General features: G+C 67.3%; 7 protein-coding genes. 6 read left to right on the forward strand and 1 reads right to left on the reverse strand.

Annotated elements, in window-relative coordinates:
• The 4 genes from recG to HPC46_RS26695 all read left to right on the forward strand — a co-directional run bounded on the left by recG (position 1) and on the right by HPC46_RS26695 (position 4,732).
• Positions 1-2,217, forward strand: coding sequence for an ATP-dependent DNA helicase RecG (gene recG, locus HPC46_RS26680; protein ID WP_179475194.1), 2,217 nt, complete (start codon positions 1-3; stop codon positions 2,215-2,217).
• Positions 2,214-2,921, forward strand: coding sequence for an HNH endonuclease family protein (locus tag HPC46_RS26685; RefSeq protein WP_179475195.1), 708 nt, complete (start codon positions 2,214-2,216; stop codon positions 2,919-2,921). Before recG ends, HPC46_RS26685 begins: the two co-directional genes overlap by 4 nt.
• A gap of 125 nt (positions 2,922-3,046) precedes the next feature.
• Positions 3,047-3,493, forward strand: coding sequence for an RrF2 family transcriptional regulator (locus HPC46_RS26690; protein WP_179475196.1), 447 nt, complete (start codon positions 3,047-3,049; stop codon positions 3,491-3,493).
• A gap of 12 nt (positions 3,494-3,505) precedes the next feature.
• Positions 3,506-4,732: a globin domain-containing protein gene (locus HPC46_RS26695; protein WP_179475197.1), complete on the forward strand. Its 1,227-nt coding sequence runs from the start codon at positions 3,506-3,508 to the stop codon at positions 4,730-4,732.
• 4 nt (positions 4,733-4,736) lie between these two features.
• Here the strand turns inward: HPC46_RS26695 and HPC46_RS26700 are convergent, their stop codons facing one another.
• Positions 4,737-5,558: an aldo/keto reductase gene (locus tag HPC46_RS26700; protein ID WP_179475198.1), complete on the reverse strand. Its 822-nt coding sequence runs from the start codon at positions 5,556-5,558 to the stop codon at positions 4,737-4,739.
• Between the two features lie 254 nt (positions 5,559-5,812).
• Between HPC46_RS26700 and HPC46_RS26705 the strand changes: the two genes are divergently transcribed.
• Both HPC46_RS26705 and HPC46_RS26710 read left to right on the forward strand, forming a co-directional pair.
• Positions 5,813-6,886, forward strand: a complete 1,074-nt coding sequence (locus HPC46_RS26705) for an alpha/beta hydrolase (RefSeq protein ID WP_179475199.1) — start codon at positions 5,813-5,815, stop codon at positions 6,884-6,886.
• Positions 6,887-7,140: 254 nt separating this feature from the next.
• Positions 7,141-7,995, forward strand: an 855-nt coding sequence (locus HPC46_RS26710) for a DsbA family protein (protein ID WP_325096780.1), incomplete at its 3' end; no start/stop codon positions are given.

Raw genomic sequence — 7,995 nt, forward strand, 5'->3', positions numbered from 1 at the left:
GTGGTCAGCCTCGGCGACCGGCTCGACGGGATCCTGGGCGGCAAGGCGGCCGGCCTACTCGACGAGGTGTTCGGCATCCGCAGTGTCGACGATCTGCTGCGGCACTACCCGCGCAAGTACATCCACGGGATGTCGGTCTGGGGCGAGGACGAGGTGCCGCCGAAGGAGGGTGAGCACATCACCCTGGTCGGCGAGATCGACAAGGCCGAGGTCCGCTGGACCAACCGCCAGCCCAAACGCGAATACCTGGTGATCACACTGGGCACCGGGCGACGCAAGGTCACCGCGACGTTCTTCAACGCGAAATACCTGAAAAAGGATCTGGTGGAAGGCGTCCGGCTGATGCTGTCGGGGGAGGTCGGTTTCTTCAAGGGCAACATGCAGCTGACCCATCCGGACTTCCTGGTGCTGAACTCCCCGAAGGGCCGGGTGTTCGGCAGCAAGTCGCTCAAGGCGATCGCGGACACCTCGACGTCGCAGAGCGGCGAACTCGCGATGTCGGCGTTCGAGCGCGATTTCTTCCCTATCTACCCGGCCAGCTCCAAGCTGCAGAGCTGGGACATCTATGCCTGTGTACAGCAGGTGCTTGCCGTGCTCGACCCGATCGCCGACCCGCTGCCGAAAACCGTTGTGGAGCAGCGTGGTTTGATCGACGAGGGTACCGCGCTGCGCGACATTCACGTGGCCGAGCGGGAGCCGGAACGCGAGGCCGCTCGCGCGCGACTGCGGTTCGACGAGGCCGTCGGCATGCAGTGGGCGCTGGCGCAACGCCGGCACGGCGAGCTCGGCGAATCCGGGCCGCCGGCGCCTTGGCGTGACGGCGGACTCGCCGCCGGGTTGATGCAGCGACTGCCATTCGAGCTGACGGCAGGGCAGCGCGAGGTGCTCGGTGTCGTATCGGGTGAATTGGCGGCGACCAAGCCGATGAACCGGTTGCTGCAGGGCGAGGTCGGCTCCGGCAAGACGATCGTGTCGGTGCTGGCGATGCTGCAGATGGTCGACGCCGGTTACCAGTGCGCGCTGCTCGCACCGACGGAAGTCCTTGCCGCCCAGCATGCCCGGTCGATCCGCGATGTGCTCGGTCCGCTGGCGATGGCCGGTCAGCTCGGCGGTGAGGAAGCCGCGACCCGGGTGGCGCTGCTGACCGGTTCGATGTCGGCGGCCCAGAAGCGGCAGGTGCGCGACGAGGTGGCGGCGGGGGAGGCGGGCATCGTGATCGGCACCCACGCGCTGCTGCAGGAGTCGGTGGAGTTTCACCGGCTGGGTTTCGTCGTCGTCGACGAGCAGCACCGGTTCGGGGTCGAGCAGCGAGACCGCTTGCGCGCCAAGGCCCCCGACGGTCTGACCCCTCATCTGCTGGTGATGACGGCGACGCCGATCCCGCGCACGGTCGCGCTCACGGTGTACGGCGACCTGGAAACCTCGACCATGCGCGAACTTCCGCGCGGCCGCCAGCCGATCACCACCAACACGATCTTCATCAAGGACAAGCCGCAATGGCTGGCCCGGGCGTGGCAGCGGATCATCGAAGAGGTTGGCGAGGGCAGGCAGGCCTATGTCGTGGCGTCCCGTATCGACGAGGACGACAAGACCGCCACGGCATCCGACGGACCGCCCGCCGAGACCGTCCTGACGTTGTTCAAGCACCTCGGTCACGGGCCGCTGTCGGGGCTGCGGCTGGGCCTCATGCACGGGCGGCTGCCCGCCGACGAAAAGGACGCGGTGATGGCCTCGTTCCGGGCCGGAGATATCGACGTCCTGGTGTGCACCACCGTGATCGAGGTCGGCGTCGACGTGCCGAACGCGACCGTGATGGTGGTGATGGACGCCGACCGGTTCGGCATCAGCCAGCTGCACCAGCTGCGCGGCCGCATCGGGCGCGGGTCGCATGCCAGCCTGTGCCTGCTGGCGACCAAGCTTCCGGCAGCATCCAAGGCGGGCGAGCGGTTGACCGCGGTGGCAGGCACCCTGGACGGCTTCGCGCTGGCCGACCTCGATCTGCAGGAGCGCCGCGAGGGAGATGTCTTGGGGCTCAACCAGTCCGGACGGCCGATCACATTGCGCTTCCTGTCGCTGGCCGAACATCTCGAGGTCATCGTGGACGCCCGGGAAGTGGCCCAGACGATCTACGCACACGATCCCGACAACCGCGGTATGGCGATCCTGGCCGGGCAGTTCACCGGTGGTGACCGCATCGACTATCTGGACAAGTCATGAGGCGGCGCACGGTCATCTGGCTTGCGGTGATCGCCGCACTGTCGGTGATCGTCGCGGTGCAGGTGAGATCCTCGGCCGGCGATGCCGATCCGGTGGTCGCGCGCGCCGACGTGCCGACCGTCGCACCCGGAACCGATGTGCTGGGCGGCATCACGATCGTCCCGCAACGGGTGCGGGGCAACGACTACCGGCGCGCGGCATTCGGCGATGCCTGGGACGACGACAACTCCGCGCCGGGCGGACACAACGGCTGCGATACCCGTAACGACATCCTCGACCGCGATCTGGTCGACAAGACCTATGTCGCGATCAAGCGTTGCCCGCAAGCGGTGGCCACCGGCGTCCTGCACGATCCGTATACGAGCGAAGCGATTCCGTTCACCCGCGGTGCGCAGGTCGGTGCCGCAGTGCAGATCGACCATCTGGTGCCGCTGGCCTACGCGTGGGACATGGGTGCGCGAGACTGGCCGGAGGACGTCAGGATTCGGTTCGCCAACGACCCGGCCAACCTGCTGGCAGTGGCGGGGCAGGTGAACCAGGACAAGGGTGATCAGCCGCCGGGCGCCTGGATGCCGCCCAACCATGCGTTCTGGTGCCAGTACGCGGTGCAGTTCGCAGCCGTGCTGCGCGGTTACTCGCTTCCGGTGGACCAGGGGTCGGCCGACGAACTGCGCGAGGCCGCGGCCACCTGTCCGAAGGGCTGATCGCGGCGGGACTTCTGCCGAGCGACGGTCGTCACCGCAGGTCAAAAAACCGCACGATTCGTAGTATTCAAGCCCACACCCGTTAAATACGCATTGGCGATGCGCAATAAACTAGCGTCGCATTCATGCAGCTCACACGCTTCACGGACCTGGGACTTCGGGCCATGATGCTGCTGGCCACCGGACAGGCACGTGAGCAGCGCGTCACCACCAGAACCGTGGCCGCCGCCGCCGGCGCTTCGGAGAACCACGTCGCCAAGGCGGTGTCCCGACTGACCGAAATGGGGCTGGTGCGCGCCCGGCGCGGCCGGGCGGGAGGGCTGGACCTCACCGACGCCGGCCGGGAGGTATCGCTGGGCTGGTTGGTGCGTCAGCTCGAAGGCGACCGGGAAGTCGTCGACTGCACCGGGCAGTCCGCGTGCCCGCTGATCGCGGGCTGTCGGTTGCGACGGGTGCTCGCCGACGCCAAAGAGGCGTTCTATGCCGAACTCGACCGCTACACCATCGCTGATCTCGTCGGCAGCACGTCGCTGCCGGTCGTTCTGCAACTGAGCACTGCAACTCACAACTGAAAGGAAACACCGATGACCACCACCGAAGCGGCCGAGGTTCAGGAACTGGAGCCCGGGCACGCCGAGATCATCAGGGCGACACTGCCGCTCGTCGGTGCACACGTCGACGAGATCACGCAAGAGTTCTATCGCCGGATGTTCGGTCGTCATCCTGAACTTCTGCGCACCCTGTTCAACCGCGGAAACCAGGCTCAGGGCTCGCAGCAGCGCGCCTTGGCAGCGTCGATCGCGACCTTCGCCACGCACCTGGTGAATCCGGATCTTCCGAACCCGAGCGAATTGCTGTCGCGCATCGGCCACAAGCATGCCTCGCTGGGGGTGACCGCCGACCAGTACTCGATCGTGCACGAGCACCTGTTCGCCGCGATCGTCGAGGTGCTGGGTTCCGACACGGTGACCGCCGAGGTCGCCGCGGCGTGGGACCGGGTGTACTGGATCATGGCCGACACCTTGATCGGCTTGGAGCATGAGCTGTACCGCGACGCCGGCGTCGACGACGGCGACGTGTTCCGCCGGCTGCGGGTCACCGCCCGCGAAGATGACCCCTCCGGCGCCGTCCTGCTGACTGTTCGCGGTGACGGGAACTCCAACACGGGTGCCGCACAGTATGTTTCGGTGGGCGTGACGCTGCCCGACGGTGCACGTCAGCTGCGCCAGTACAGCCTGCTGAATGCGCCGGGTGCCGGCGAGCTGACCTTCGCGGTCAAGCCGGTGGACGCCGACGGACCCAACCCGGCCGGCGAGGTGTCCAACTGGATCCGCAGCTGCGTGCGCGTGGGCGATCTGCTCGACGTCACGGTGCCGTTCGGCGACCTACCGAAACCGCATAGCGGGGCGCCGGTGGTCCTGATCTCCGCCGGTATCGGCATCACTCCGATGGTCGGCTTGCTGGAATATCTTGTCGCGCAGGGATACCAGGCTTCCGTGCAGGTTCTGCACGCCGACCGCAGCGAGGACAGCCATCCGTTGCGCAAGCGGCACCGGGAACTGGTCGACATCTTGCCCAACGCGACTCTGCAGCTGTGGTACGCCGAGGGGGTCGAGCCCGACAGCGCCGGCACCCGCGAGGGGCTGATGAACCTCGAGGGTGTCGAGATCGCCGACGACGCCGAGATCTACCTCTGCGGCAATGCGGGATTCGTGCAGGCGGTGCGCGCTCAGCTGACCGCCCGGGGTATCGCGCCAGGGCGCGTGCACTGCGAGCTGTTCAGCCCGAACGACTGGCTGCTTGACGGCTAGTTGGTCAGCTTGTCGGGTTCGGCCGGAACCGGGTCCCGTCGTCGAGCCCGTTGAGGGTCGCCATCTCGGCGTCGGTCAGCTCGAAGTCGAACACGTCGGCATTCTGTGTGATCTGCGCCGGCGTGGTTGAACCGGGAATGACGACGGCGCCGAGCTGCAGGCTCCAGCGGATCAGCACCTGTGCCGGTGATTTACCGTGTGCCGCAGCCACTTCGGCGATCGATGAATTCTCGGCCAGCGTGCCTTCGCTCAGCGGGATGTACGCGCCGGTGATGATCGAATGCTCGGCGTGCACCGCGCGCAGCTCGGTCTGGTTGAGCAGCGGATGCAGCTCGACCTGATTGACCACCGGCGGAAAGTAGCTCAAGTCGATGATGTCCGACAGGTTCTCGGGAGAGAAGTTCGCGACACCGATCGACTTGATCAGGCCGTCCTGGCGGGACCGCATGACGCCGCCCCAGGCGTCGATGTACTTGCCGTTCTGCTCGGCCGGCCAATCCAGCAGATAGAGGTCCACATACTCCAGGCCGAGGCGTTCGAGGCTGGCCTTGACCGCGTCCTGCGAGGACTGGAATCCCTGATCCTCGGTGGCCAGCTTCGTGGCGATGACCAGTTCGTCGCGGGGAATGCCCGATGCGGCGATGGCGCGTCCGACGGCTTGTTCATTGCCCGTGGTGGTGTCGATCAGCCGGTACCCGGCCTCCAGGGCACTGGCCACCGCGCTCTCGGCCTCCTCGGCGGACAGCTCGGCGACGCCGAGGCCAAGCACCGGGATCGTGTTGTCGTCGTTGAGCGTGACGGTGGGGATTGTGGCCGCCGGCGTCATGTCACCTGCCTGTGGAGTCGAAGTGTGTCGGGGACAGGACCCGGCCACATCGGCTCCGGGGTCAACCGACTTGGGAGACGATAGTACCCAGATCGAAATGTCGTCTGAGCAGGCCCGGCGCGCCGTGGCAGATACCGAGCCAAATTTGCGGATACGTCAGTCGGCCGGCCTGGCCTAAGGCTGCCAGACCGCTGCCGGCGCAGGTCCCGTACGCTGCGGCAATGCCGACCACACCACAAGTGAGGGGAGCAGTGATGGCAGAGAGCCGGTTTGCCACCCGGGCGCGGGCGGTCAGCAGCCGTGCCGGGGTGTTGGTCATCCCGCGTCTGCCGAGCGGCCTCAAGCGCCTGCTGTCCGGCGGCCGGGAAATCACGATCGACGGCAACACCCTGGATCCCTCGATCCAGATGATGCTCATCGCGCAGCGGGCGGTCGGCATGAGCAGTCTGGCGGTCCCCGGTGACCCGATCGCGACCCGGCGGCAGAACCGGGAAGCCACGGCCAGTCTCGACGAGCCCGACGTCCACGCCGCCGGCATCGAACCCGTCACCATCCCGGGACCGGCGGGGGACATCCCCGCGCGCCACTACCGTCCCGCCGGCGACACCGGCGCCCCGCTGCTGGTCTTCTTCCACGGCGGTGGATTCGTCTTCGGGGACCTGGAAACCCACGACTCGGCGTGCCGGCTGATCTGCCGCGATGCGGGGATCAACGTACTGGCCATCGACTATCGACTGGCCCCGGAACACAAGGCGCCCGCGGCCGTCGAGGACTGTTACGCCGCCTACCTCTGGGCGCGCGAGCATGCCACCGCGCTGGGCGCCGATCCCGACCGGGTGGCGGTCGGTGGTGACAGCGCAGGCGGCTGCCTCGCAGCGGTGGTGACCCGGCAGGCCCGCGATGCCGGTGCGCCGCTGCCCACCCTGCAATTTCTGATCTATCCGGCCACCGACCTGCGGGGAAACAGCACCTCGCGCACGTTGTTCGCCGAGGGTTTCCTGCTGACCAAGCGCAACATGGACTGGTTTCAGGATGCCTACGTAGGCGGGTCCGGCCTCGAGGTCACCGACCCGCGGGTTTCCCCGCTCCTGGCCGACGACCTCGCCGGGTTGTCGCCGGCACTGGTGGTCACTGCCGGGTTCGACCCGCTGCGCGACGAGGGCGAACAGTATGCGGAGAAGCTGCGCGCGGCGGGCGTCATGGTCGACGCGCGACGGATGGGCCCGATGACTCACGCCTTCCTCAACATGAATGTGCTGGGCGGGCAGGTCAGCCGGTGCAACGCGGAGATGATCTCGGCGTTGCGCGCCCACCTGGCGCGCGGCTGACGCGGGCTGGAGCGAAGCGACCCGGGGAATGACTTCCGGCGGGCTGGAGCGAAGCGACCGGGGGAATGACTTCCGGCGGGCTGGAGCGAAGCGACCCGGGGAATGACTTCCGGCGGGCTGGAGCGAAGCGACCCGGGGAATGACTTCCGGCGGGCTGGAGCGAAGCGACCCGGGGAATGACAAGGGCTCGGACGCGCCGCCGGTACTCTAGGAGGCGCCAACACCGAGTCATGACAGCGAGGACCAGCCGACCCGTGGCCACCAATAAGAAAAGCGCGCCCCGCTACGACCTGAAAGCCCAGGATCGCAAGCGCAACCTGTTCATCCAGCTGGGGCTGACCGCGATCGTCGTCATCTTCGCCGTCGGCCTGGTGCTTTACATCGTGATGGGTCACGACAAGAACAAGGGCAACGGCAACGCGCAGGCCGTACGGATCGCCTCCAGCCAGCTGATCAAGAAGGACGGCAGCGACGAGCCCAAGGCGGTCCTGTCGCTGTATGAGGACTTCCAGTGCCCGCACTGCCGCGAGTTCGAGAAGGTGTTCGGTCCGACCATCACCAAACTCACCGACAGCGGCGCTGTGGCCACCGACTACTACATGGTCGCCATCCTGAATTCGTCCTTCAACAAGAACTACTCCACGCGCGCCGCCAACGCGGCCTACTGCGTGGCCGACGTGGACAAGGAGGCCTTCCTGCGGTTCCACGGCGCGCTGTTCGCCCAGCAGCCCGAAGAGGGTTCGGGCAATGCCCCCGACAACACCGCGCTGATCGAAACCGCCCGCCAGGCCGGCGTGCCGACCGACAAGGTTTCGCAGTGCATCAACTCCGGTAAGAACAGCGACATGGTCGAGGGGCTGGCCGCGGCGGCCAAGATCTCCGCGACGCCGACCATTCGGCTCAACGGCCAGGACATCAGCCCCGCCTCGCCCGAGGATCTGGTCAACAAGGTCAAGGCCATCGTCGGCAATGTGCCCGGCTTGGATACCGCCTCGACCCCGGCCCCGGCTGCTCCGGCGTCGGCCCCGGCCGGCGCGGCCGCGCCCGCCCCGGCCGCGCCCTGTCTCTTATTCACCTCTGACGCTGCCGACGACACCCCCTGTCCTCAA

It is taken from the genome of Mycolicibacterium vinylchloridicum (assembly GCF_013404075.1).
Lineage (GTDB): Bacteria > Actinomycetota > Actinomycetes > Mycobacteriales > Mycobacteriaceae > Mycobacterium > Mycobacterium vinylchloridicum.